The organism is Streptococcus azizii, from assembly GCF_001984715.1.
Lineage (GTDB): Bacteria > Bacillota > Bacilli > Lactobacillales > Streptococcaceae > Streptococcus > Streptococcus azizii.
Map to the genome: position 1 here is coordinate 21,750 of NZ_MSPR01000015.1, position 25,781 is coordinate 47,530.

Here is a 25,781-nt window from a genome sequence, read left to right on the forward strand (position 1 = left end):
TCTTGTTAGAAATGAAGAAAGGGATTATTAGTGGTTGACGTAAATCGATTTAAAAGTATGCAAATCACTTTAGCTTCTCCCAACAAGGTCCGCTCATGGTCTTACGGTGAAGTTAAAAAACCTGAAACAATCAACTATCGTACGCTCAAACCCGAGCGTGACGGACTCTTTGATGAAGTCATCTTTGGTCCGACAAAAGACTGGGAATGTTCCTGTGGAAAGTACAAACGCATTCGTTATAAGGGGATCGTTTGTGACCGTTGTGGTGTAGAGGTTACTCGTGCCAAAGTCCGTCGTGAGCGCATGGGTCACATCGAGTTAAAAGCGCCAATTTCTCATATTTGGTATTTTAAAGGTATCCCAAGCCGTATGGGTCTGACTCTTGATATGAGTCCACGTGCACTTGAAGAGGTCATTTATTTTGCAGCCTACGTGGTTATCGATCCTAAAGATACACCGCTCGAGCATAAATCAATTATGACCGAGCGTGAATATCGTGAAAAATTACGGGAATATGGCCACGGTTCGTTCGTTGCGAAAATGGGGGCAGAAGCAGTTCAAGACCTACTCAAGCAAGTAGATTTACCGACTGAAATTGCAGCCCTGAAAGAAGAATTGAAAACAGCTTCTGGTCAAAAACGGATTAAGGCGGTTCGCCGTTTGGACGTATTAGATGCCTTTTATAAATCAGGGAACAAACCTGAGTGGATGATTTTGAACATCTTGCCAGTCATTCCGCCAGATTTGCGTCCGATGGTCCAACTGGATGGTGGACGGTTTGCAGCTTCTGACTTGAATGAGCTGTATCGCCGTGTCATTAACCGGAACAACCGTTTAGCACGCTTGTTGGAGCTGAATGCGCCGGGGATCATTGTGCAAAATGAAAAACGGATGCTCCAAGAAGCAGTAGATGCCCTGATTGATAATGGCCGTCGTGGTCGTCCGATTACAGGACCAGGTAGCCGACCGCTCAAATCTCTCAGCCACATGCTGAAAGGAAAACAGGGGCGCTTCCGTCAAAATCTGCTTGGAAAGCGCGTCGATTTCTCAGGTCGTTCCGTTATTGCTGTTGGTCCAACTCTGAAAATGTACCAATGTGGTGTTCCGCGTGAAATGGCGATTGAACTCTTCAAACCGTTTGTCATGCGTGAAATCGTTGCCCGTGAGATTGTCGGGAATGTAAAGGCAGCGAAACGCTTGATTGAACGTGGCGATGACCGTATTTGGGATATTCTTGAAGAAGTGATTAAAGAACACCCAGTACTTCTAAACCGCGCACCGACCCTTCACCGACTTGGTATTCAGGCTTTTGAACCGGTCTTGATAGATGGTAAGGCGCTTCGCCTGCATCCACTGGTCTGTGAGGCCTACAATGCGGACTTTGACGGGGACCAAATGGCCATTCACGTGCCTTTATCGGAAGAGGCACAGGCAGAAGCTCGCATCCTCATGCTGGCTGCTGAGCATATCCTCAATCCGAAAGATGGAAAACCGGTTGTAACCCCCTCTCAGGATATGGTCTTGGGGAACTACTACTTGACTATGGAAGATGCCGGTCGTGAGGGCGAGGGGATGGTTTTCAAGGATATGGACGAAGCCGTTATGGCCTACCGCAATGGTTATGTCCACCTGCATACCCGTGTTGGTATTGCAACAGACAGTCTGGATAAACCTTGGAAAGAATCACAAGAACACAAGATCATGATGACCACTGTCGGTAAGATTTTGTTTAATGCCATTATGCCAGCGGGTCTGCCTTATCTACAAGAACCGACAAATGCCAATCTGACAGAAGGTACACCAGATAAGTATTTCTTGGAGCCAGGATCTGATATTAAAGCGGCGATTGCAAAACTTTCCATCAATCCTCCATTCAAGAAGAAAAATCTTGGAAATATCATCGCAGAAATCTTCAAACGTTTCCGCACCACTGAAACCTCTGCCCTCCTTGACCGCTTGAAAGATCTTGGTTACTACCATTCAACTCTTGCTGGTTTGACAGTGGGAATCGCAGATATTCCAGTGATTGATAACAAGGCAGAAATCATTGAGGAATCACACGAACGCGTTGAGCAAATTAAGAAACAATTCCGTCGTGGTATGATTACTGATGATGAACGTTATGCTGCTGTTACGGATGAATGGCGTTCAGCGAAAGAGAAATTGGAAAAACGCTTGACAGAATCACAAGATCCGAAAAACCCAATCGTTATGATGATGGACTCCGGAGCTCGTGGGAACATTTCTAACTTCTCACAGCTTGCCGGAATGCGTGGATTGATGTCCGCTCCGAACGGACGAATCATGGAATTGCCGATCTTGTCAAACTTCCGTGAAGGTCTATCGGTTCTTGAAATGTTCTTCTCCACTCACGGTGCTCGTAAAGGGATGACGGATACGGCCTTGAAGACAGCTGACTCTGGTTACTTGACTCGTCGTCTCGTAGATGTTGCCCAAGATGTGATTATCCGTGAGGACGACTGTGGAACTGATCGAGGTCTAGACATCCGTTCCATTACTGACGGCAAGGAAATGATTGAGCCGCTTGAGGAACGCTTGCAAGGTCGTTATACTAAGAAAACAGTTAAACATCCTGAAACAGGTGCCGTTATTATTGGTCCTAATGAGTTGATTACAGAGGATATTGCCCGTGAAATTGTGAATGCTGGTGTTGAGCAAGTGACCATTCGTTCTGTCTTTACATGTAACACTCGTCATGGGGTGTGTCGTCACTGTTACGGAATTAACTTGGCAACAGGAGATGCGGTTGAAGTGGGTGAAGCAGTTGGTACAATCGCTGCTCAGTCTATCGGTGAGCCTGGTACTCAGTTGACCATGCGTACCTTCCACACAGGTGGTGTAGCCTCTAACTCAGATATTACACAAGGTTTGCCTCGTGTCCAAGAAATCTTTGAAGCCCGCAATCCAAAAGGAGAAGCGGTGATTACAGAGATCAAGGGTGAGGTGACAGCCATTGAAGAAGATGCCTCAACTCGTACCAAGAAGGTATTTGTCAAAGGTCAAACAGGTGAAGGTGAATATGTGGTACCATTTACAGCCCGTATGAAGGTTGAAGTGGGAGACCAAGTGGCACGTGGGGCGGCCCTTACAGAAGGTTCGATCCAACCCAAGCGCCTGCTTGAAGTCCGCGATGTCCTGTCTGTGGAAACCTATCTGCTTTCTGAGGTCCAAAAAGTGTACCGTAGCCAAGGGGTAGAAATTGGCGACAAGCACATCGAGGTTATGGTCCGTCAAATGCTACGTAAAGTCCGTGTCATGGACCCAGGAAATACAGATCTTCTGATGGGAACTCTCATGGATATTACAGACTTTACAGATGCCAATGCGGAGGTGGTCATTGCAGGAGGTATTCCAGCGACTGCCCGCCCAGTCCTCATGGGGATTACCAAAGCCTCTCTTGAAACTAACAGCTTCTTGTCTGCGGCCTCCTTCCAAGAAACCACCCGTGTTCTTACGGATGCGGCGATTCGTGGGAAACGGGACAATCTTCTCGGTCTGAAAGAAAATGTTATCATTGGGAAGATCATTCCAGCTGGTACTGGTATGGCACGTTACCGTAACATTGAGCCTCAGGCTGTAAATGAAGTCGAAATCATCGAAGATACTGTTGCAGAAGAATTAGCAGAAAACATGGTAACAGAATAACGATATAAGCATATCTCAAAAGAGGTATGCTTATTTGCGAATAAATTTCACAAGCCAAACAGTGTCTTATTTTCTGAAAATTCGCTATAATGATGGATATAGAGGAGTATAAGAGATGTACAAAGTCGTTAGAATGTATGGTGATTTTGAGCCATGGTGGTTCTTGGATAGCTGGGAAGAACATATCATCAGCTCTAAAGAATACGAGAAATATGAAGAAGCACTGCAAGACTACCAACGTCAGTGGGTGTATTTATCTGAACGATTTCCGATGAAAAAAAGTAAAGACGGGGTGATGACTGCTTTCTGGACCCCAGAGGATCGCTACTGGTGCGATGAATGTGATGAATATTTACAGAATTATCACTCCTTAATTCTCCTAGAAGCTAAGGAAAATTTACCAACAGGATTACAGCGCAAATCCCCCGGAAAGAGGCCGCGTTCTTGTAAGATGAAAAAGAAAGCATGATGAACTGTTAAACGGTTTTCCAATCGGTAGATAATAAGAAAAGATTGAGCAACAGCCTTGGTCCTCGTTTTAAGAGGGTCAGGGCTGTTTTGGCGTTTTTGAATATATTTATGATAGCAAAACAGCTGTCTCTAGTAGCAAGTGATTAGCCCCTCATAGCTTGTGGGCTTTTTCACGCTTCCCCAAGTATCAAATGAAGCTAGGCAGTTTCGCCGACTCAGAAAAGCCATGCTATGGGGGTTGTATCCCTAGTCAATAGAACAAATTGCAAAAAAATGGAGAAAAAATGATGTCGTTTACGAATAAAGAAAGTGAGGAGGGAATATGGTTCAAAAAATAGCACAGGAGCTGATTCGGAAAGCGGTGAAAAAACGGGTAAGTGATCTTTACCTACTACCTAGAGAAGCCTCTTGTCAAGTATATGAGCGAGTCCTAGATACTCGGAATTTGGTCGGCGAGTTCGATGAGACTACTTATGGAGCGATCATCAGTCATTTTAAATTTGTGGCGGGAATGAATGTTGGCGAAAAACGACGGAGTCAGCAAGGGGCTTGCGACTACGACTATGAGGCGGGAACGATAGCACTCAGGTTGTCAACGGTTGGTGATTACCGCGGAAAGGAAAGTCTGGTGATTCGTTTCTTGTACGATCAGCAAGACGAATTGCATTTCTGGTTTGATGCTTTAGGACGTGTTCAACATGTGATAAGAGGGAGGGGGCTGTATTTATTTTCGGGACCGGTAGGATCTGGGAAAACGACTCTGATGTACTGTTTGGCAGAGATGAAATTTGCAGAACAACAGATTGTTACTATTGAGGACCCTGTAGAAATCAAACGGGATGAAATGCTGCAGTTGCAGCTCAATGAATCTATTGGTTTGACCTATGACAATTTGATTAAACTATCTCTTCGACATCGACCAGATTTGCTGATTATTGGAGAGATTCGGGATAGAGAAACAGCGCGGGCAGTTATTCGTGCTAGCCTGACAGGTGTAACGATTTTTTCAACCGTTCATGGAAAAAGTATCGCAGGTGTGTATGCCCGTATGCTAGAGCTAGGAGTGCGTCCCGATGAATTATGCCATGCCTTACAGGGGATTATTTATCAACGTTTAATTGGAGGAGGAGGAATTGTAGATGTGGCAACAGAAGCCTACCAATCCTATTCCGCAAAACGGTGGAATCAACAGGTTGATCAGCTATTTGCGGCAGGATATATCAGTGAGTATCAGGCGCAGACCGAAAAAATTATCCTTGATTCGTCAGCGTAAAACGATTGAATTATTTGCCAACCTATTCATGAGTGGGTTTCATTTGGTAGAAATCGTTGATTTTCTAAAAAGAAGTCAGTTACTGGCAGATAACTATACTGGTATTCTAGCTGAGGGACTATTGGAGGGGAAGTCTTTTGCAGCTCTTCTTTCAGACCTGCAATTTTCAGATACAGTTGTAACCCAGGTAGCCTTGGCTGAGATGCACGGTAATCTAGAGCTGAGTCTAAAAAATATTCAAGATTATCTGGGGAATCTTGTGAAAGTGCGTAAAAAGCTAGTCGAGGTGGCCACCTATCCTGTGATATTAGTTGCATTTTTGTTTGTGATGATGTTGGGGTTAAACAACTATCTATTACCTCAGCTAGAGGAGGAAAATGGAGCAAGTAGGCTAATAGGCTATCTCCCATTTGGTTTCCTAGGATCAATGCTTGCTATTTTTATGGTAGTAGTCTTGCTGAGGTACTGGTATCGAAAATCGGAGAAAATAGGTGCAATCAGCTTATTGGTACGACTTCCCTTTTTAGGAAAATTGATTCAGTTGTATCTGACTGCCTACTATGCACGTGAGTGGGGCAATTTGGTGAGTCAGGGCCTCGAACTGTCTCATATTATGCATCTGATGCAGGAGCAACAATCAGCTTTGTTTTGCAGCATAGGGATAGATTTAGAGCAGGCCTTAGAAAGGGGAGTAGATTTTGAGGAACAGATTAAGCAGTATTCTTTTTTTAATAAGGAATTGAGCCTTATGGTTGAATACGGCCAAGTGAAGGATAAGTTAGGCTATGAACTGCGGCTTTATGCCGACGAGTGTTGGGAGGAATTCTTTGCAAAGTTACATGCAGCTATGCAGTTGATTCAGCCCCTCGTATTTATCTTCGTCGCTTTCGTCATTGTTTTCATTTATATTGCGATGTTGTTCCCCATTTATCAATATATGGAGGTGTAAAATGAAAAAATTGAAAAAGATAATGGTAAACGGATTTACTCTGATAGAAATGCTTATTGTTTTATTTATTATCAGTGTTCTGTTGCTCTTGTTTGTTCCCAATTTAAGCAACCAAAAAGAAACGGTTAAGCAGGCTGGAAATGCTGCGGTTGTAAAAGTTGTAGAAGGGCAAGCTGAGTTGTATGAGCTACAAAATGGAGGAGAGGCAAGCCTGTCGAAGTTGATAGAGGCAGGGGCAGTTACAGAAGCGCAGGCAGAGGCCTATAACGAATACTATGCAAAAAATACAGATAAATCTCGTACGGTCAAGCCTTAAGGCTTATACCCTGTTAGACAGTTTGTTGACGCTATTCATAGTGACTTTCTTGACAATTCTATTATCAAGTTCCATTCATAGTGTACTGACAGGTGTAGGAGAGCGTCTCTTTTTTCTTGAGTTTGAAACCATGTATAGGACGAGTCAACAACTGGCGATAGCTTCTCATCGGTCGGTGGTCCTTGAACTGGTAGGTTCTACGATTTCAAATGGATATGGTAGGTTGAAATTGCCATCTACATTGCAACTCAAACAGGAACAACAAATCGTATTGGATTACCACGGGGGAAATTCATCGTTAGTAAAAATTGAATTTTTAACAAAGCAGCAGAAAAAAATTATCTATCAGTTGTATTTAGGGAGTGGGAACTATAAAAAGACAGAGAAATAAGGCTTATATTTTATTAGAAAGTTTAGTCGCCGTAGCCGTTTTTGCTATGATAACAAGATTACTGTTAGCAGGAGTAATCCATAGCAGAAAGTGGCAGGAGGAACAGTGGCAAAGACAAGAGGTGTTATTGCTAGCGAAGATGGCTGTACAGACAAGGCAGACCTCCCTTGCCTTAAACGGTCTGCGTGTAACAGTTGAGCGGGGACCCCATTCCATTCGTGTGTATCATGAAGGTGAGGAGGTGCTACATATTGAAAAAGAGTAAGGTATCGGCCTTTTCCCTATTTGAGTGCCTCTTGGCTTTACTTGTTTTATCAGGAAGCCTATTAGTTTTTGAGGGGCTAACAAAGTTGATTCGCCAGGAAGTCGCTTATCAAGAAAGGAGTATCGAAAAGAGGTGGCTTGTCTTTGCGGAACAACTGAGCTATGAATTGGAGGGTGTTCATTTCATTAAGGTGGAAAATGACCGTCTGTATATCGACAAATCTGGTCACCGTTTGTCCTTTGGTAAATCAAAAGCAGATGATTTCCGTAAGACAAATGACAAGGGACGGGGCTATCAGCCCATGCTATATCAGGTTGCATCCGCTAAGATTCACCAAGATAACTCCCTTATTCAGATCGATATTACTTTTGAAAATGGTTGGGAGAGAAGTTTTGTTTATCGTTTTGAAGAAAAAAAGTAGGGCGGGGGTATTGTTATATGCCGTACTGATGATGGCAGTATTTAGTTTGGTGCTACAATTCTACTTATCAGCCCAGTTATCAGAAGCACGACTTAGTGTAGCCAATCAGGAAAATACAGAGGCTTATTTGATTGCGGAGTGGACAGCTGATATTGTACGAGAAGAAATCAACACAACGAGGCAAAAGGCGGAATTTTTACCGTCTACTCTAAAGAAGGAGCAAGAGTTGAATGCGGGACAGTTGAAATTTCCAAAGGGGAGCGGCATCCAGGGAAGTATCCGATTTTCTAAAGGGCAATCGCACTATCATTCTGACAATAATCAGCTTTTTGTAACAGTCACAACGATAGCTGATCATGATTTTTTCTATGCCTTTCCTTTATCTAGCGTAAAATAGCCTTTTTTGATATGATAGGGATATGAATATTCTCATTCAAATCTCCCAACTGTATACGAGGATTTATAAGAGCTAGTCAGATTATGCGTTCTGAAAAAACCTTGCTATAAACGATGGCGAACAGAAGAAACTTGAAAAACTTTTAGCAATCATGAAAGTGGGGAGAAATAAATAACTAGCTCAAATTTTGAGTAATAGCTCCCCCACGCGCCACCAGCATAGAAAGGAGATACCATGGCATACCCACAAAAGTACCTAGATGATACTCTTGTCCGAATGGCCTATCATTCCAGCGGTATAGAAGGCAATACGATTTCTTTGCCCGAGACAGTCAGCATTATTATTGAAAATAGCTTACCGGGCAATCACAAAAGTATTAGGGAATTTTATGAGATAGAAAATCACAAACAAGCATTCAGCTATCTTTTAGACCAGTTGGACAAACAGCCACCGCTTACTATTGGTCTGATACAAGATTTCCACGCTCTCTTGACGGATAGACTACAGCATGACAGAGGACGGTTCAAAAGCTCGCAAAATGCGATTATAGGGGCAGAATTTCAAACAGCTACCCCAGCAGAAACACCCCACTTAATGTCACAGTGGGCAGATAATACGAATTACAGACTGGAAAACTCTAAGAGTAGCCAAGCATTGCTTGAAGTACTGGCAGATACCCACATTCAACTGGAGCGCATTCACCCGTTTTCAGACGGAAACGGACGGACGGGACGCCTAATATTGATGTATCTAGCTATGAGATACTCACATACGCCTGTCATTATCAGCAAAGACGACAGGACAGAGTATATGGAACTTTTGGCCAATCAAAACATCAACGGACTAGCTAATCTACTCAAACGCTCGTTTGACTATGAAAGTGATAGAATGAAACAGTTTTAAACTCCTTTCAACCACCACGCGCATATATCATCGTCTCAGATACTCCTATCTGAGGACTTGAAAAAGTTCCTGGAGTATATCGACCTCATCAGTCACAAGGATTTCGCAAATTTTTGTTATATGGTCGCCTTTCGCTCAGGCATGCGCATTGGTGAACTGTCTGCTCTTGAATGGTCTGATATTGACGAAAAGAGCTGTACCGTCACCATCAGCAAGAGCTACTCATAAGAAACAAGGACGGTAGGAGAGACCAAGACAAAAGCTGGGAAGAGAACCATCAGCATAGATAAGGCAACTGCCGCCCTGCTCAAGCAATACCAGAACCGACAACGATTGGTCTATGTTGAGGTTGGTGGTAGTCCAGCAAGAGTTTTGGCCCCCATAAGACAATATCTGATTAGGAATAATTTTCAGTAAGTGCTAGACCGCCATTGTAAAAGATGAGGTATACCACGTTTTACCCTTCACGCTTTCTGCCACACTCACGCTAGTTTATTGCTAAACGCTGGTAACACCTAAAGAGCTCCAGCATCGCCTAGGACACTCAAAAATAACAATGACGTTAGACACCAACTCTCATTTATCAAAAGATAAGGAAAAAGAGGCGGTAACTTATTTTGAAAAAGCCATCAGCAGCTTGTAGGGGAACAAATTAGAAAAATATAAAATATAAAAGTCTTAAAAGCCTTGTATATCAAGGAGTTAGACCGCTTAGAAAGTGATGATATATGAATTTTGAAAAAATAGAGCAGGCCTATGATCTGCTATTAAAAAATGTCCAAACCATCCAAAATATTTTAGGGACTAACTTTTATGATGCTTTGATTGAACAGAATGTTGCTTACTTGGCAGGTAGCCATGAAAATGAAGGGATTGCGGCTGCGATTGTTAGGTTGAAAAAGCTGCAGTTGACAGCTGAGGAGTGGCGCAGAACCTACCAGTTTCTCTTTATCAAGGCGAATCAGACAGAACCGATGCAGTACAATCATCAATTTACACCGGATAGTATTGGTTTTATCTTTACGTTTTTGTTGGAGCAACTGGTACTGGAAAAACAAGTCACTATCCTAGAGATTGGTTCTGGAACAGGAAATCTAGCGCAAACAATCTTAAATCACAGTCAGAAAGAAATTGACTATCTTGGTATTGAAGTAGATGATTTATTGATTGATCTGTCTGCCAGTATTGCAGATGTGATGGAAAGTAGTCCCCATTTTGTTCAGGGAGATGCGGTTCGTCCACAAATTTTAAAAGAAAGTCAACTCATCATGAGTGACTTACCAGTCGGTTATTATCCCGATGATCGCATAGCCCGTCGTTATCAAGTGGCCAGTTCGAGAGAGCATACCTATGCTCATCATTTATTGATGGAGCAGTCCTTGAAATATTTACAACCGGGCGGTTATGCAATCTTACTTGCACCTAATGATCTACTGACCAGTCCCCAAAGCCCACTCTTGAAAGCCTGGTTGAAGGATAATGCCAGTGTTGTTGCGGTGCTGACCTTGCCATCTAGTTTGTTTGGAGCACAGTCGATGGCAAAGACTATTTTTGTATTACAGAAGCAGACAGACGTGCCGATAGAAACCTTTGTATACCCATTGACAGATTTGCAAGATCCGAAAGCGTTACAGGAGTTCACTGAGAATTTTAAAAAATGGAAACAAGATAATGCAATTTCATTGAAAATTTGATATACTAGTTAGGAAAACGCTTAAAAAGGGGAATCTTATGTCAAAAACAATTGCGATTAACGCAGGTAGCTCTAGTTTGAAATGGCAATTATACCAAATGCCGGAAGAAAAGGTATTGGCGAAAGGCTTGATTGAGCGCATTGGTCTAAAAGACGCGGTTTCAACCGTTAAGTTCGATGGTCAAGCAGCTAGTCAGACGCTGGACATTGCGGATCATGTGCAAGCTGTTAAAATTTTACTGGATGACTTATTGGCCCATCACATTATTGAAGATTTTTCAGAAATTACAGGTGTTGGTCATCGTGTGGTAGCTGGTGGTGAATACTTTAAAGATTCCGTCTTAATCGATGATGAGGCTCTTGCTAAAATTGAGGAATTGTCAGCCTTGGCCCCCCTTCATAATCCAGCAAATGCTGCGGGTATCCGTGCATTTAAGAACATTTTGCCAGATATTACAAGTGTTGCAGTTTTTGATACAGCATTCCACACAACTATGCCAGAGGTGGCTTATCGTTATCCAATTGCGACTAAGTATTATGAAAACTACCAAGTCCGCAAGTATGGAGCACACGGTACCTCTCACTACTATGTTTCACGTGAAGCAGCGAAGGTTTTGAACAAACCAGTTGAGGACTTGAAATTGATTACTGCCCATATAGGAAATGGTATTTCTATTACAGCAGTTGATGGAGGGAAATCTGTTGATACGTCTATGGGCTTCACTCCCTTGGCCGGTCCAATGATGGGAACTCGTTCTGGGGATATTGATCCTGCGATTATTCCGTATCTTATTGAAAATGTTACCGAGTTGAAAGATGCTGCTGACGTTGTGAATGTTCTTAATAAGCAATCGGGTATTTTAGGCATTGCAGAAGTTTCAAGCGATATGCGTGAAGTAGAGGCAGGTCGCGAAGCAGGGGAAAGTAAGTGTACTCTTGCCTTTGATATGTTGATCAATAGACTTCAAAAATTTATCGGGCAATACTTCGCAGTTCTAAATGGTGCCGATGCTCTCGTTTTCACAGCGGGTATTGGTGAAAACTCTGTAGCTGTTCGTGAAGCAGTTGTAGAAGGTTTGTCTTGGTTTGGGATGGAACTAGACCCAGACAAGAATGTCTTCGGGGCAGAAGGAGATATTTCAACTCCAGATTCTAAGGTCAAGGTTTTAGTTGTTCCAACAGATGAAGAGCTTGTTATCGCGCGTGATGTAGAGCGTTTGAAAGGCAAAGAATAGCAGTTGCAAAAAGGATTCCTAAGTTAGAATAGGAGTCCTTTTTACTTGCCTATTGCTATTCTATGAGCCCCAAGGTTCAAGTTGCTTCATAACCTATCAAAGGTCAAAATCTGATGTTGTTGATTCCTCATGCTGAATGGAATCTACTCTCGCTCTATACTATCTGTCCCCGTACAAACGATATTTTTTTCTATTGCACAATGGGTAGAACTATCTTACAATAACATTATTCGACAATGGGGGAGATGGAAGTGAGGGAAATATGGAAGAACAGACGAAATCAGTGATTGTTGCCAATGATATTGTTGGTTTGGGGAAGGTTGCTTTATCGACAGCTCTTCCAGTTCTGGCTGCCTGTCAAATCGAGGTTATTCCTCTGCCGACGGTTTTATTGTCGTCGCATACGGGTGGTTTTGACCATATTAGCATGACGCAGCTTGATACAGCGGTGAAAGGGGCTTTGGCCCAATGGCAGGGCATGGACTTTCCGATTGCTGGACTCATCACAGGGTATTTGGGTTCCAAGGAGCAGCTTGATCGGATTGCTGAGTTTGCTAAGCACAAACAGATAACGTGCTTTGTTGATCCAGTTATGGCAGATAATGGGCGTCTATACGCTGGCTATCAGGAGGAATTCGTGGCAGCAATGCGCCAATTTTGCAAAGGGGCAGATGTGATTACTCCTAATATGACAGAGGCATGTTTGTTGGCAGATTCTCCCTACCTTGGTGAAGAGTATAGCAAAGAGGATGTAGAGCAGCTTTTAGTGGCTCTGACTCCGTTGGAAAATAAGCATATTATCCTAACGGGTGTTGCGTTTGGAAAGGGGAGCATTGGCCTAGCTCACTTTGATAGGGAGAACGGTATCATCTCATACTATATGAGAACCTCTTATGCACAGCATTTTTTTGGAACAGGGGATCTGCTTACGGCTGTCTTAGGGGCAGGGTATTTTCAGGGCTTATCCTTGGATGTAGTGGCAGAGTTGGCGCTTGATTTTATCGACAAAACGTTGCGGCATACCCTGTTGTTACAGCGCGATTTGAAGATGGGTCTTCGTTATGAGCCCTATGTAGTAGAGTTAGCTAGCCGGATGAATCGTTTAAAGGAGAAAGCATCATGAATCGTCTGACAACGCGTCAATTAGTGGAGCTGAGTTTATATGCTGCTTTGATTATCGTCAGTGTACAATTTCTACGGATTCCGGTAGGGGTTCAATTTGTTCATGTCGGTAATGCCTTAGTGGTGGTAGCTGTTTTACTCTATGGAGCGAAAGTGGGGGCTTTAGTTGCGACGATTAGTCTTGGGTTATTTGATGTCTTAAATGGCTATATATCCGTCGCTTGGATTACTGTGCTAGAATCTCTTTTTGTCTGTTTTGTACTCCATCTAGTGTTTGAAAAGATGTTGCATTCGGATCACCGACCGCGGAATGTCGTTATTGTAGGAGTTGTGGCTGCAATTACTAAAATTATGAGTAATGTGATAAAGTATACCCTTATCAATAGCTTGGTTGGTGGCATAAGGATACAGGAGGCAGTTGTGGCAGCAGTGCTTAAAATCGGTGGTACATTTGGCACCGCGCTCGTAACTATGATTGCTGTTCCGCTCCTTTATCCAATCTTAAAGAGAATTTTTACACGGTAACGATTAGAATGGATAAATTACTAGGGGAGATAGTCTAGTCAAAATCATTGAGATATGGTAGAATGAAACAGCAAAGTTGATTTGCACAGAGTAGGTGGTTTGCGTTAAGTGTGTATGGATGGGATGTTGCCATACAACGAAGCGAAAGCGCGATAAACCATTGCATCCGCTGTCGATGAATCGGCAGCTCCAATTTATAAAAGGAGCAGAGTATGTTTTCAAAAAAATCTCCCAAATTTGGGATTCGATTACTGGTTGTTTTAGCGATGTTAATCGCTATTCGCTACATCTTGGGACAGTACTATTCATTCTGGATTATTCCCAATACACTAAAAGTTAGTCTATCGTTTATTGCTAACACTCTCATAGGAATGTTGGCAGGACCGTGGATTGCGGTGATTGTGTTTGTCGTGAACGATGTGCTAACCGCTCTAAACTCAGGGTATCCGTTTATTATTTGGTTTACCCTACTAGAGGCAGTACAGGGCTTTTTATATGGCTATTTTTACTACGGGAAGAAATTAGATATTCATCGTAAAAAGGACTGGCTCCATGTATTGTGGGCTACAGTGGTGATTATGGGAATTGGAACCTTCTTTTTGACGCCACTTCTCAATCAGATTTATCAACAGATTCCCATTGCAGTACAATTTTTTGTTCAAGGACGTATTTTTAAAGTGCTAGAAATTCCATTCAGAGTGGTTGTGACCATGCTTCTCTTGCCACAACTTCATCGAATCCCTGAAGTTCGCAAACTAATGGGGATTCAAAAATAAGAAAAAGCAACAATCCATCCCGTTGTTGCTTTTTTTGAATAAGTGAATTAGTATCGCTTGATTAGTTCAACAGTTGAACGGTCAAGTTTTTTGACAATAGCTTGTAGAAATGCCTGGGCTTGCAAGAAATCGTCCATATTGTATAGCGTTTGATGTGAGTGGATATAACGGGCGCAAACACCGATTGTGGTGGACGGAATCCCGTGGTGTTTTAGGTGGGCAGCACCGGCATCGGTCCCCCCTTTTGCGCAATAGTACTGAAATTTGATACCCGCTTCTTCGGCGGTTGTCAACAAGAAGTCTTTCATATTCTTTAACATGATGTGTCCCGGATCATAGAAACGTAGGAGGGTTCCTTCTCCGATAGCACCTTGCTCACCAAAGATGTCACCTGCTGGTGAACAATCTACAGCAAGGAAAATATCTGGTTTGAATTTGGTCGTAGAAGCGTGTGCACCTCGTAACCCTACTTCTTCTTGTACGTTAGCACCTGCGATTAACTGATTTGGGAGCTGTAGGCCGGATAGATTTTCGAGCAGTTCGGTTACCATAAGCACCCCGAATCGATTATCCCAAGATTTTGAAATGACATTGCGCCCAGTTGCTGTCAATAGGGTTTCACTTTTAGGGATAAGAAGATCGCCGGGACGGACACCGAATGCCTCAGCTTCCTCTTTGGAACTAAATCCGGCATCAAAGATGACATCATTGATTGCAGGAAGCCCGGCGTTACCGTTCTTGCCGCGGGATAGGTGCGGGGGCATGGATCCGGAAATAGCAGGGATTTGACGACCGTCTTGCAAGTGGAGTGAGAAGGCCTGACTGGATACGACCAATGGGTTCCAGCCACCGATTTCAACGGTTCGGAAGGTCCCGTCTGCTTTAATCTGGCTAATCATGAAGCCCACTTCATCCATATGGGCGGATACCATGATACGCGGTGCGTCTGTCGTAGTCGCATCTTTAATCCCGAAAATACCTCCTAGACCATCCGTCTCGATTCGATCCACATGTGGAGTTATTTTGTGGCGAATATGGTCGCGGACTTCGTGCTCGAAGCCTGCAATACCTTGTAGCTCGGTAACTTCTTTGATTTTTTTGAATAAATTAGAATATGGCATAATGATCCTCCTAGCTACTATTTTATCATGAATTGTGGTAAAATGTTGGGTATGAAGAAGAAAAAACTAGCCTTATTAGTAGGGGTACTCGGAGTGGGAATGTTTGTGGCTGGCACACGATTTGCGGTGGCAGCATATGAAGACCAAAGGAAAGCTAAAGCGCTTCAGGAGGTCCGGGCATTCTTTGAAGAATATGGTAAGATTGCTACGGTATTTATTGATGAGAGAGGCTCGAGCAAGGAGCGCCTGATCGGTGGAGTCGTCATGGAGGATGAGCGGGTCTATCTATTTGAATATGAGGCTGGTGTCATTTGGTATGAGGAGGAGCAAGCATGATTATCCCAAAAAATATTGGAGAATTGGCCCATTTAGCAGAGCAAGAAGGGAAGCGAGTCTTTTTCTTTTCAGCAGCATGGTGTGGTGATTGTCGCTATATCAAACCCTTTTTACCAGAGATTGAGGCGGATAATCCAGATTTTCAATTTGTCTTAGTGGATAGAGATGACTATTTAGCAGTTGCTCAAGAATGGAATGTATTTGGAATACCAAGTCTAGTTGTGCTTGAACAGGGGAAGGAAATTGGTCGTTTTGTCAATCGTGATCGTAAGACTAAACAGGAAATCAATGATTTTTTAGCAAGCGTGAGAGGGTAAAGAATGATTTTTACATACAACAAAGAATATGTAGGCGATGTCTTGATGATTGTCGTTTCAGATAGCAAGAATGAGGCTCTAGAGGTTGAGCGGAAGGGCAATGTGGCGCGTGTTTTTCAGGTAGACAATCAAGAAACAGTTGCTTGGAATATTTTTCAAGTGTCTAGTTTGGTTGATATTACAGGGAGAGGTCAAGTCTTTTTGACAGATCAAGAAGTGGAGGCTCTCAATCAAGAATTGCAAAAAGAAGGTTTTGCAGAGCAGCTAGTCAATGACAAGACTCCCAAATTCGTTGTCGGAGAAATCCTTGATGTCCTTGTTCATCCAGATAGTGATCACTTGCATATTTGCCAAGTTAAGATAGCAGAGGACAAGGTTGTTCAAATTGTTGCAGGAGCTCCTAATGTTGTTCAAGGCTTGAAAACCATTGTTGCCTTGCCAGGAGCCATGATGCCAAGTGGTAGCTTGATTTTTCCGGGTGAATTACGTGGGGAAAAGAGTTTCGGCATGATGTGTAGCCCTCGTGAGTTGCAACTTCCAAATGCACCGCAAAAACGTGGTATTATTGAATTGGGATCGGATGAAGTGGTTGGAACACCTTTTGATCCTGCAAAACATTGGCAAGGATAAAAATAATAGATGAAAAGTTGGTTTCGGCCAGCTTTTTTGATTGCTTTTTACGAATAGACTAGCAGGAGGGTAAAAATGTACAATAAAGTAATTATGATTGGCCGTTTGACGGCTCAACCGGAAGTAAACCAAACAGCAAGTGGGAAACAGGTCACACGGATAAGGCTAGCAGTGAATCGCCGGTTTAAAACAGGAGATGGAGAGCGAGAGACTGACTTTATTACGGCTGTCTTTTGGGGGAAGTTAGCTGAGATGCTGGCATCTTATGGTGGAAAAGGGAGTCTTATTTCTATTGATGGCGAGCTTCGCACGCGCAAATACGAAAAAAATGGCCAGAACCAATATGTGACAGAGGTTCTTGGACATTCCTTTCAATTACTAGAAAGTCGCGCCCAGCGTGCCATGCGTGAAAATAATATGGGTGAGGATTTAGCTGACTTGGTATTAGAGGCGGAGGCTCTCCCATTCTAGATAGATTTGAGGCCAATGTGTATACTCAATAAAAATCAACAGTAGACTAGGAAACGAAGGGGAAGCCTTGTTCTAGTTCAATTCCAATTCACCGAGACTTTTGACCAAGTATCCTTTTGATTTTTAAAGAGTATCATCTTGTGACGTCCCTTGTTTTTAGGTAGTCCTGGAGGATCGATGGTATCATTCTTGACATTTGAAAGAAGTTAAGCGATTGAAACGATGAATTGTCACAAAATGGGAGATTCTATGGCACCCTTTATCCTATATCATTTTGAAGAGTTTAGGATTAAAAATAACTGTTGAGGGACTAGTGTCACCAAACTGTCTAGCTACTTTCCCTCAAAAGTAGTTACTAATATCTGAGTGGGATAGTGGCGTTATCAGTCTTGAGTCCGATTTATGAAAAGGTAAAAAAATTCTCTTGACTATTTTTGACCAAATGATATAATAAAAACAATGAATTAGCACTTGGATACATAGAGTGCTAAAATAGAATATATTCTTGGAGGTATGATATGCTTAAGCCGTTAAATGACCGAGTGGTCGTGAAAGTAGAAGAGCAAGAAGAGCAGACAGTTGGTGGTTTTGTTCTTGCAGGCCATGCACATGAAACAACTAAAATAGCCCAGGTGCTGGCTGTTGGTGAAGGTACCCGTACGTTAACTGGAGAGTTGGTACCATCTAGCGTGAAAGCTGGTGATAGGGTTTTGCTTGAAAATCACGCAGGTATTGAAGTAAAAGAGGGTGATGACAAACTATTGCTCGTTCGTGAGGCAGAGATTCTTGCCATTGTTCAATAATCAAGGAGGAAATAACGATGACAAAAGAGATTAAATTTTCATCAGATGCACGCAGTAGTATGGTACGCGGTGTTGATATTTTAGCAGATACAGTAAAAGTAACCTTGGGACCAAAAGGACGAAATGTCGTACTTGAAAAAGCCTTTGGTTCGCCACTTATCACGAATGATGGGGTAACGATTGCCAAGGAAATTGAATTGGAAGATCACTTTGAAAATATGGGGGCTAAATTAGTCTCAGAAGTTGCCTCTAAAACCAATGACATTGCAGGGGATGGGACTACAACAGCAACTGTTTTGACGCAGGCGATTGTTCGTGAAGGGATTAAAAATGTAACTGCAGGAGCAAATCCAATCGGTATCCGTCGTGGAATCGAGACAGCTGTCCGCGTTGCAGTAGAAGCTCTCAAGGAACATTCTGTACCTGTTGCGAATAAAGAAGCGATTGCCCAAGTAGCCGCTGTATCGTCACGTAGTGCTAAGGTCGGAGAGTACATCAGTGAAGCGATGGAAAAGGTCGGAAAAGACGGTGTGATTACCATTGAAGAGTCTAAGGGAATGGAAACTGAATTGGATGTTGTGGAAGGCATGCAGTTTGACCGTGGCTACCTCTCTCAATACATGGTAACCGATAATGAGAAAATGGTAGCAGAATTGGACAATCCGTATATCTTGATTACGGATAAGAAGATTTCAAATATTCAGGAAATCTTACCGTTACTAGAAAGCATCCTCCAAAGTAGTCGACCACTGTTAATTATTGCAGACGATGTCGATGGTGAAGCCCTTCCAACTCTTGTGTTGAATAAAATTCGTGGAACCTTTAATGTCGTTGCTGTCAAAGCACCGGGATTCGGTGATCGCCGTAAGGCTATGCTTGAGGACATCGCTATTTTGACAGGTGGTACTGTCATTACAGATGACCTTGGTCTTGAGTTGAAAGATACGACGATTGAAGCACTTGGTCAAGCGTCTAAGGTGAGTGTTGATAAGGATACAACGGTCATCGTTGAAGGTGCAGGAGATGTAGAGGCTCTTAATCATCGCATTAGTGTGATTAAGTCACAAATTGAGACAACGACATCTGATTTTGACCGTGAAAAATTACAAGAACGTTTAGCGAAGTTGTCAGGTGGCGTGGCTGTTATCAAGGTTGGAGCAGCGACAGAGACCGAGTTGAAAGAAATGAAACTTCGTATAGAAGATGCTCTAAACGCAACTCGTGCAGCTGTTGAAGAAGGAATCGTTGCAGGCGGTGGAACAGCCTTTGTCAATGTCATCGATGCTGTTGCAAGTTTAGAACTTGCAGATGATGAAGCGACTGGACGCAATATTGTGCTTCGTGCCTTAGAAGAACCGGTTCGTCAAATTGCTTTAAATGCTGGTTTTGAAGGCTCAATCGTCATCGATCGTTTGAAAAACTCAGAAGCTGGAACAGGCTTCAATGCTGCAACAGGTGAGTGGGTCAATATGATTGAAGCAGGGATTATCGACCCTGTTAAAGTGACACGTTCTGCTCTTCAAAATGCAGCCAGTGTTGCCAGCTTGATTTTGACCACAGAAGCGGTTGTCGCAAATAAACCAGAGCCGGCTGCCCCAGCTCCAGCGATGGATCCGAGCATGATGGGCGGAATGATGTAGAGTTTGCGAATAGATTGAAATATCTAGAAACTAGATTGAAGAAGGATCGTTTATGCCCCTCTTCAATCTTTTTTGTTTCTGGTATGCTTGGTTGTCCCAGGCTTCTGGAACGGGATTGTTGAGACGGAGGCTCAAAAATGGGGGATAAAACTCCAAAGGAGTTTGCCTCGTCCGCACTGCATAAAGAGAATATGAATGGAGAAATCTTGCCAAGGCATTTTGAAATCATAGAGGGGATACTGGCGTGAGCAAATTATTTTTATTTATCACTAATTAGTGATAAAATGACAGTAACAAAAGAAAAGGAGACATAAAATGGTTGAATTGGGAATTTCGACATTTGGAGAGACAACTCCACTTGAAAAGACAGGTCAGGCAGTAAGCCATGCGGAACGGATAAGAAATCTAGTCGAGGAGATTGAGCTGGCAGATCAAGTAGGATTGGATGTGTATGCAGTTGGGGAACATCATTGGGAAGATTTTGCAGTATCGGCGCCCGAAATTGTGCTGGCTGCAGGTGCAGTTAATACTAAGCATATTCGTCTGTCCAGTGCAGTGACAATCCTATCATCGATTGATCCGGTTCGTGTATATCAACAGTATGCGACGATTGATGCTTTGTCAAATGGCCGAGCAGAGATTATGGCAGGACGTGGTTCTTTTATCGAGTCCTTCCCTTTGTTTGGTTATGACTTGAAGGATTATGAAGCCTTGTTTGATGAGAAGTTAGAGATGCTCCTTGCGATAAAAAATGATACTCATCTAACTTGGCAGGGTCAGCATACGCAAAGTGTGGAGAATCGCCCAGTCTACCCAAGGGCAGTGCAAGAAGATTTTCCCATCAAAATTGCAACGGGAGGTAGTCCTGAGTCCACACAGAAGATAGCAAGCCAAGGGTTACCGATTGTCTATGCTATCATCGGTGGCAATCCCCGTTATTTTAAGCCTTTGATTGATATGTACCGCAAAATTGGTCGTTTGAAAGGACATGATGAGTCCAAGATGACAGTCGGTGCACATTCGTGGGGATGGATTGCTGAGGATAAGGGACAGGCTGAGAGAGACTACTTTTATCCGACCAAGCAGTTAGTGGATGCCATTAGCAAGGATAGACCATTCTGGAAAGAATTGACCTATGATGCCTACTTAAAGAATATTGGTGAGGAAGGGGCGATGTTTGTTGGGGATCCTGATACGGTAGCCAATAAGATGATTTGGATGATAGAGACTCTAGGTCTTGATAGCTTCATGCTCCATCTTCCGGTAGGCTCTATGCCTCATGAAGATACATTGAAAGCCATTCGTCTCTATGGGGAGAAGGTTGCGCCAAAGGTTCGGGCTTATTTCGATGCTAAAGAAAAATAATTGTTGAGCAGGAAACGTTGCACTCTTCTCATACTAATACTCTTTAAAAATCAAAAGGATACTTGGTCAAGAGTATCGGTGAATTGAACTTGGACTAGAACAAGGCTCTACTTTCCCCTTCATTTCCTAGTCTACTGTTGATTTTTAATTGAGTATAAGCTCCAACTCATTATCATTCCGGGACAGACTTTGAGAGCTGATCATCGGGGAAATTCGACACGACAAGCGCATGAAAAAATTTCGCTGTCAGATAACGATTTTTCATAAAAAGTTATAGTTTTATCATGAAATTTTGTTGCAATATAGGTGAAAACGAGGATAAATCAAAGCAATTATGTAAATGTCGCGAAACTATTTTTGAAAAAATGCATGTGGCTAGAAAACAGTTACATGCATTTTCTTCATGCGTACGGCGTGGGAAATTCAAAAAAGATAGTTGACACAGAGTACCGTTTATGTTATGATGATAAGCGGTACTTTTTACTTTTGGTCTCTCAAAAGTGTACAGAGACGTGCTGACAAATAGTTGCAAAGTACACACGGATAGAGGCTGTCACCAAGCGCTCTGTCAACCAAAAATAAAAAATGATACAGGAGAATGTAGATGCCTACAATTAACCAGTTGGTACGTAAACCACGTAAGTCTAAAGTAGAAAAATCTAAATCACCAGCTTTGAACGTTGGTTATAACAGCCGTAAAAAAGTTCAAACAAATGTTTCTTCACCACAAAAACGTGGTGTTGCAACTCGTGTTGGAACAATGACACCTAAAAAACCTAACTCTGCCCTTCGTAAATTTGCTCGTGTGCGTTTGAGCAACTTGATTGAAGTAACTGCTTATATCCCAGGAATCGGGCATAACTTACAAGAACACAGCGTAGTGCTTCTTCGTGGTGGACGTGTAAAAGACCTTCCAGGGGTACGTTACCATATCGTTCGTGGTGCGCTTGATACAGCAGGTGTGACAGATCGTAAACAAGGCCGTTCTAAATACGGTACAAAACGTCCAAAAGGGTAAGAAAGGGGATAAGATAAATGAGTCGTAAAAACCAAGCGCCTAAGCGCGAAGTATTGCCAGATCCGCTTTACAATTCAAAATTAGTAACACGTTTGATTAACCGCATCATGCTTGATGGAAAACGTGGTACAGCGGCTTCTATTGTATATGGTGCCTTTGAGCAAATCAAGGAAGCTACAGGAAATGACGCACTTGAAGTATTTGAAGCAGCGATGGAAAACATCATGCCTGTACTGGAAGTACGTGCGCGTCGTGTCGGTGGTTCTAACTACCAAGTTCCAGTTGAGGTTCGTCCAGAACGTCGTACAACCCTTGGACTTCGTTGGTTGGTAACTATTGCTCGTAACCGTGGTGAGCATACGATGGTTGATCGTCTTGCAAAAGAAATCATGGATGCAGCAAACAACACAGGTGCGGCTGTTAAGAAACGTGAAGATACTCACCGTATGGCTGAAGCGAACCGTGCGTTTGCTCACTTCAGATGGTAATATTAAGATACAAAGGGGGTGGCACATCGGCGAAAAACAGTGGAATGGTGAGTAGCTGTTGGCTATAAGAGGTTCTATCTGTATTCGCCGAGGGTGTGGCCAAAATTTAATTGAATAAGAGAAGGTTCTATCAGTAACTCTGTGTGAGAATGGGAGAACTGAAGGGGATCAGTATCCGAAAAGATATACTGTTCTTGGGTTTCAGTAAGGAGGCTTCCTTATTCATATGACATGCGCAATATTTGCATCCTACTAATAATAGTTAGCACAACGGCTAGGTCCTGCCTAACCGTTTTTTTCTAAAATATGCTATAATGAGATGTAAATAAATTTAACAATATAGGAGAACATAATGGCACGCGAATTTTCATTAGAAAAAACTCGTAATATCGGTATCATGGCCCACGTTGATGCTGGTAAAACAACTACAACTGAGCGTATTCTTTACTACACTGGTAAAATCCATAAAATCGGTGAAACACACGAAGGTGCTTCACAGATGGACTGGATGGAGCAAGAGCAAGAGCGTGGGATTACGATCACATCTGCTGCGACAACTGCACAGTGGAACAATCACCGTGTAAACATCATCGATACACCGGGACACGTGGACTTCACCATTGAGGTACAACGCTCTCTTCGTGTATTGGACGGTGCGGTAACGGTTCTTGACTCACAATCAGGGGTTGAGCCACAGACTGAAACAGTTTGGCGCCAAGCAACTGAATATGGTGTTCCTCGTATCGTATTTGCCAATAAAATGGATAAAATCGGTGCAGACTTCCTCTATTCAGTAAGTACCCTTCATGAGCGCTTGCAAGCAAATGCTCACCCAATCCAATTACCAATCGGTGCAGAAGATGATTTCCGTGGAATCATTGATTTGATCAAGATGAAAGCTGAAATCTACACAAATGACCTTGGGACAGACATTCTTGAAGAAGACATTCCAGCTGAGTATCTTGACCAAGCTCAAGAATACCGTGAAAAATTGATTGAAGCAGTTGCGGAAACAGATGAAGAGTTGATGATGAAATACCTTGAAGGTGAAGAAATCACAAACGAAGAGCTGAAAGCTGCTATCCGTAAAGCGACTATCAATGTGGAGTTCTTCCCAGTATTATGTGGTTCAGCCTTCAAAAACAAGGGTGTTCAGTTGATGCTTGATGCGGTTATTGACTATCTTCCAAGTCCGATTGATATTCCAGCTATCAAAGGAATCAATCCAGATACAGATGCTGAAGAAGAGCGCCCAGCTTCAGATGAAGAGCCATTTGCAGCCCTTGCCTTCAAGATTATGACAGATCCATTTGTAGGTCGGTTGACCTTCTTCCGTGTGTATTCAGGTGTCCTTAATTCTGGTTCATACGTTATGAATACTTCCAAAGGAAAACGGGAACGTATCGGACGTATCCTGCAAATGCACGCCAATAGCCGTCAGGAAATCGAAACAGTTTATTCTGGTGACATTGCTGCTGCTGTTGGTCTGAAAGATACAACAACTGGTGACTCATTGACAGATGAAAAAGCCAAGGTTATCCTTGAGTCCATTAACGTTCCAGAACCAGTTATTCAGTTGATGGTAGAGCCGAAGTCTAAGGCAGACCAAGATAAGATGGGGGTTGCCCTTTCTAAATTGGCTGAAGAAGATCCAACCTTCCGCGTTGAAACAAATGTTGAAACAGGGGAAACCGTCATCTCTGGTATGGGTGAGCTTCACTTGGATGTCCTTGTTGACCGTATGCGCCGTGAGTTCAAGGTGGAAGCGAATGTAGGTGCTCCTCAAGTATCGTACCGTGAAACCTTCCGTGCCTCAACTCAAGCTCGTGGATTCTTCAAGCGTCAATCAGGTGGTAAGGGTCAATTCGGTGATGTATGGATTGAATTTACTCCAAATGAAGAAGGAAAAGGATTCGAGTTTGAAAATGCAATCGTCGGTGGTGTGGTACCACGTGAATTCATCCCAGCGGTTGAAAAAGGATTGGTGGAGTCAATGGCTAATGGTGTGCTTGCAGGCTATCCAATCGTTGACGTGAAGGCAAAACTATATGATGGTTCATACCATGATGTCGACTCATCTGAAACAGCCTTTAAAGTTGCAGCCTCTCTTGCCTTGAAAGAAGCCGCAAAATCTGCCCAACCAGTTATCCTTGAGCCGATGATGCTTGTGACCGTCACTGCGCCAGAAGACAACCTTGGGGATGTTATGGGTCACGTGACTGCTCGCCGCGGACGGGTAGATGGTATGGAAGCTCGTGGAAATACACAAATCGTTCGTGCCTATGTGCCACTTGCTGAAATGTTCGGTTATGCAACTGTCCTTCGTTCAGCAACACAAGGACGCGGTACCTTTATGATGGTATTTGACCACTACGAAGATGTGCCGAAGTCAGTGCAAGATGAAATCATTAAGAAAAATGGTGGAAACGCATAATTAGGTGCTAAAAAAGGATGAGGGGCTTAATTCTCCCCCATCCTCTTTTTGGTACGATGCATAAAGGAGTTGAATGATGAAGAAAAATACAGGTTTTCTACTGACACCTCTTATTTGGACGGCCTTTGTTGCCTTGGTTGGTGGAATATTTTGGAAAATATTTGTTACTGATGCATCAGCAGGAACGGATACGAGCTTGTTTACAGTAGGGATTCCCTTAGTCGTTGTCCTCGTTTTTATTGTGTTATCGGTAGTAGAGTATGGTAAGGTGAAGGAGCGAATTGCCCGCTATGCTGCATTTGAACAACTGTTTCCAGAATTGCCAGGTGGTGTTACTGCCCTACCAGAGAAAGCAGATTTTTACCAAGAGTTCTATCTGGCTGTCTATAAAGGCTATTTTATCAGTAACTGGGAATTTGACTTTATCGATCTGGATACGGTAGCTAGTATCTACTATGAGAGGACTGCAGCGGTTAAACGTCGTGGTCAGGCTATTGTGGGAGATGACCCGCAGCTTGTCTTTATCACTAAGTCAGATGAGAAAAGGACGGTGAAGCTGGGGCCAGGTGCTCCAGTTAAGGATGTAAGTCCTGTTCTGGCATATATTGCAGGCATTGCTCCAGAGATTCGATATGGTTTAGATAAGGTGAGTTTTGAGGATTATCTCCCTATTTTAGAGGAACTAAGATAGAAGAGTGAATGGAGAGAGCAGATTGATTTTCTGCTGATCAAAAACTTGCATTTTTTGCGAAATA

General features: G+C 43.0%; 27 protein-coding genes and 1 riboswitch. Of the genes, 26 read left to right on the forward strand and 1 reads right to left on the reverse strand.

The features are described from left to right. The first annotated feature begins 30 nt into the window (after positions 1-30). From rpoC to BVE84_RS07840, 15 genes are all read left to right on the forward strand, one after another. Positions 31-3,666 (forward strand): DNA-directed RNA polymerase subunit beta', encoded by a 3,636-nt coding sequence (gene rpoC / locus BVE84_RS07765; protein ID WP_076996478.1) that lies wholly within the window; start codon positions 31-33, stop codon positions 3,664-3,666. Between the two features lie 115 nt (positions 3,667-3,781). Next, a complete protein-coding gene (locus tag BVE84_RS07770; RefSeq protein ID WP_076996479.1) occupies positions 3,782-4,135 on the forward strand; it encodes a DUF1033 family protein in 354 nt (117 codons plus the stop codon). A gap of 324 nt (positions 4,136-4,459) precedes the next feature. After that, positions 4,460-5,410, forward strand: coding sequence for a competence type IV pilus ATPase ComGA (gene comGA, locus BVE84_RS07775; protein ID WP_076996480.1), 951 nt, complete (start codon positions 4,460-4,462; stop codon positions 5,408-5,410). Further along, positions 5,331-6,359 carry a competence type IV pilus assembly protein ComGB gene (gene comGB / locus BVE84_RS07780; RefSeq protein ID WP_256765667.1) on the forward strand — a complete coding sequence of 343 codons (1,029 nt, stop codon included), beginning with the start codon at positions 5,331-5,333 and terminating at the stop codon, positions 6,357-6,359. The genes comGA and comGB overlap by 80 nt, the downstream gene beginning before the upstream one ends. 1 nt (position 6,360) lies before the next feature. Further along, a complete protein-coding gene (gene comGC / locus BVE84_RS07785) occupies positions 6,361-6,675 on the forward strand; it encodes a competence type IV pilus major pilin ComGC (RefSeq protein WP_076996481.1) in 315 nt (104 codons plus the stop codon). A gap of 40 nt (positions 6,676-6,715) precedes the next feature. After that, the gene (gene comGD / locus BVE84_RS07790) at positions 6,716-7,066 is read left to right on the forward strand and encodes a competence type IV pilus minor pilin ComGD (protein WP_244157400.1); all 351 of its coding nucleotides are present in this window, start codon (positions 6,716-6,718) and stop codon (positions 7,064-7,066) included. 46 nt (positions 7,067-7,112) lie between these two features. After that, entirely contained in the window at positions 7,113-7,331 is a 219-nt protein-coding gene (gene comGE, locus BVE84_RS07795) for a competence system putative prepilin ComGE (protein WP_083708315.1), read from the forward strand. Beyond that, complete coding sequence (comGF, locus tag BVE84_RS07800) at positions 7,318-7,752, forward strand: competence type IV pilus minor pilin ComGF (protein WP_179098468.1); 435 nt, start codon at positions 7,318-7,320, stop codon at positions 7,750-7,752. Before comGE ends, comGF begins: the two co-directional genes overlap by 14 nt. A gap of 10 nt (positions 7,753-7,762) precedes the next feature. Further along, a complete protein-coding gene (gene comGG, locus BVE84_RS07805) occupies positions 7,763-8,149 on the forward strand; it encodes a competence type IV pilus minor pilin ComGG (protein ID WP_135017491.1) in 387 nt (128 codons plus the stop codon). Positions 8,150-8,383: 234 nt separating this feature from the next. Beyond that, positions 8,384-9,052 (forward strand): Fic family protein, encoded by a 669-nt coding sequence (locus tag BVE84_RS07810; protein WP_076996484.1) that lies wholly within the window; start codon positions 8,384-8,386, stop codon positions 9,050-9,052. Between the two features lie 728 nt (positions 9,053-9,780). Beyond that, positions 9,781-10,746, forward strand: coding sequence for a class I SAM-dependent methyltransferase (locus BVE84_RS07820; protein ID WP_076996485.1), 966 nt, complete (start codon positions 9,781-9,783; stop codon positions 10,744-10,746). 37 nt (positions 10,747-10,783) lie between these two features. Continuing rightward, positions 10,784-11,980 carry an acetate kinase gene (locus tag BVE84_RS07825; protein ID WP_076996486.1) on the forward strand — a complete coding sequence of 399 codons (1,197 nt, stop codon included), beginning with the start codon at positions 10,784-10,786 and terminating at the stop codon, positions 11,978-11,980. A gap of 262 nt (positions 11,981-12,242) precedes the next feature. After that, positions 12,243-13,103 carry a pyridoxamine kinase gene (locus BVE84_RS07830; protein WP_076996487.1) on the forward strand — a complete coding sequence of 287 codons (861 nt, stop codon included), beginning with the start codon at positions 12,243-12,245 and terminating at the stop codon, positions 13,101-13,103. Then, positions 13,100-13,627 (forward strand): ECF transporter S component, encoded by a 528-nt coding sequence (locus BVE84_RS07835; protein WP_076996488.1) that lies wholly within the window; start codon positions 13,100-13,102, stop codon positions 13,625-13,627. The genes BVE84_RS07830 and BVE84_RS07835 overlap by 4 nt, the downstream gene beginning before the upstream one ends. 84 nt (positions 13,628-13,711) lie before the next feature. Then, a riboswitch (THF riboswitch) is annotated at positions 13,712-13,801 on the forward strand. Between the two features lie 38 nt (positions 13,802-13,839). After that, complete coding sequence (locus BVE84_RS07840) at positions 13,840-14,403, forward strand: folate family ECF transporter S component (protein ID WP_076996489.1); 564 nt, start codon at positions 13,840-13,842, stop codon at positions 14,401-14,403. Between the two features lie 47 nt (positions 14,404-14,450). Here the strand turns inward: BVE84_RS07840 and pepA are convergent, their stop codons facing one another. Continuing rightward, positions 14,451-15,524: a glutamyl aminopeptidase gene (gene pepA / locus BVE84_RS07845; RefSeq protein WP_076996490.1), complete on the reverse strand. Its 1,074-nt coding sequence runs from the start codon at positions 15,522-15,524 to the stop codon at positions 14,451-14,453. 51 nt (positions 15,525-15,575) lie between these two features. Here pepA and BVE84_RS07850 point away from each other — a divergent pair, with 51 nt between their 5' ends. The 11 genes from BVE84_RS07850 to BVE84_RS07900 all read left to right on the forward strand — a co-directional run bounded on the left by BVE84_RS07850 (position 15,576) and on the right by BVE84_RS07900 (position 25,717). Beyond that, the gene (locus tag BVE84_RS07850; RefSeq protein ID WP_076996516.1) at positions 15,576-15,860 is read left to right on the forward strand and encodes a DUF4651 domain-containing protein; all 285 of its coding nucleotides are present in this window, start codon (positions 15,576-15,578) and stop codon (positions 15,858-15,860) included. Continuing rightward, on the forward strand, positions 15,857-16,177 hold the full coding sequence (locus BVE84_RS07855; protein ID WP_076996491.1) for a thioredoxin family protein: 321 nt from the start codon (positions 15,857-15,859) through the stop codon (positions 16,175-16,177). The genes BVE84_RS07850 and BVE84_RS07855 overlap by 4 nt, the downstream gene beginning before the upstream one ends. Before the next feature lie 3 nt (positions 16,178-16,180). Next, a complete protein-coding gene (gene ytpR / locus BVE84_RS07860; RefSeq protein WP_076996492.1) occupies positions 16,181-16,807 on the forward strand; it encodes a YtpR family tRNA-binding protein in 627 nt (208 codons plus the stop codon). A 75-nt stretch (positions 16,808-16,882) separates the two neighbouring features. Then, complete coding sequence (locus tag BVE84_RS07865; RefSeq protein ID WP_076996493.1) at positions 16,883-17,278, forward strand: single-stranded DNA-binding protein; 396 nt, start codon at positions 16,883-16,885, stop codon at positions 17,276-17,278. Between the two features lie 518 nt (positions 17,279-17,796). Then, entirely contained in the window at positions 17,797-18,081 is a 285-nt protein-coding gene (groES, locus tag BVE84_RS07870; protein ID WP_076996494.1) for a co-chaperone GroES, read from the forward strand. A 17-nt stretch (positions 18,082-18,098) separates the two neighbouring features. After that, positions 18,099-19,721 carry a chaperonin GroEL gene (gene groL, locus BVE84_RS07875; protein ID WP_076996495.1) on the forward strand — a complete coding sequence of 541 codons (1,623 nt, stop codon included), beginning with the start codon at positions 18,099-18,101 and terminating at the stop codon, positions 19,719-19,721. A 315-nt stretch (positions 19,722-20,036) separates the two neighbouring features. Next, positions 20,037-21,086, forward strand: a complete 1,050-nt coding sequence (locus BVE84_RS07880; protein WP_076996496.1) for an LLM class flavin-dependent oxidoreductase — start codon at positions 20,037-20,039, stop codon at positions 21,084-21,086. A gap of 604 nt (positions 21,087-21,690) precedes the next feature. Continuing rightward, complete coding sequence (rpsL, locus tag BVE84_RS07885; protein WP_018379166.1) at positions 21,691-22,104, forward strand: 30S ribosomal protein S12; 414 nt, start codon at positions 21,691-21,693, stop codon at positions 22,102-22,104. Between the two features lie 17 nt (positions 22,105-22,121). Continuing rightward, complete coding sequence (rpsG, locus tag BVE84_RS07890) at positions 22,122-22,592, forward strand: 30S ribosomal protein S7 (protein ID WP_076996497.1); 471 nt, start codon at positions 22,122-22,124, stop codon at positions 22,590-22,592. Positions 22,593-22,944: 352 nt separating this feature from the next. Beyond that, positions 22,945-25,026 carry an elongation factor G gene (fusA, locus tag BVE84_RS07895; protein WP_076996498.1) on the forward strand — a complete coding sequence of 694 codons (2,082 nt, stop codon included), beginning with the start codon at positions 22,945-22,947 and terminating at the stop codon, positions 25,024-25,026. Positions 25,027-25,099: 73 nt separating this feature from the next. After that, a complete protein-coding gene (locus BVE84_RS07900) occupies positions 25,100-25,717 on the forward strand; it encodes a hypothetical protein (RefSeq protein WP_135017492.1) in 618 nt (205 codons plus the stop codon). The last annotated feature ends 64 nt before the right edge of the window (positions 25,718-25,781 follow it).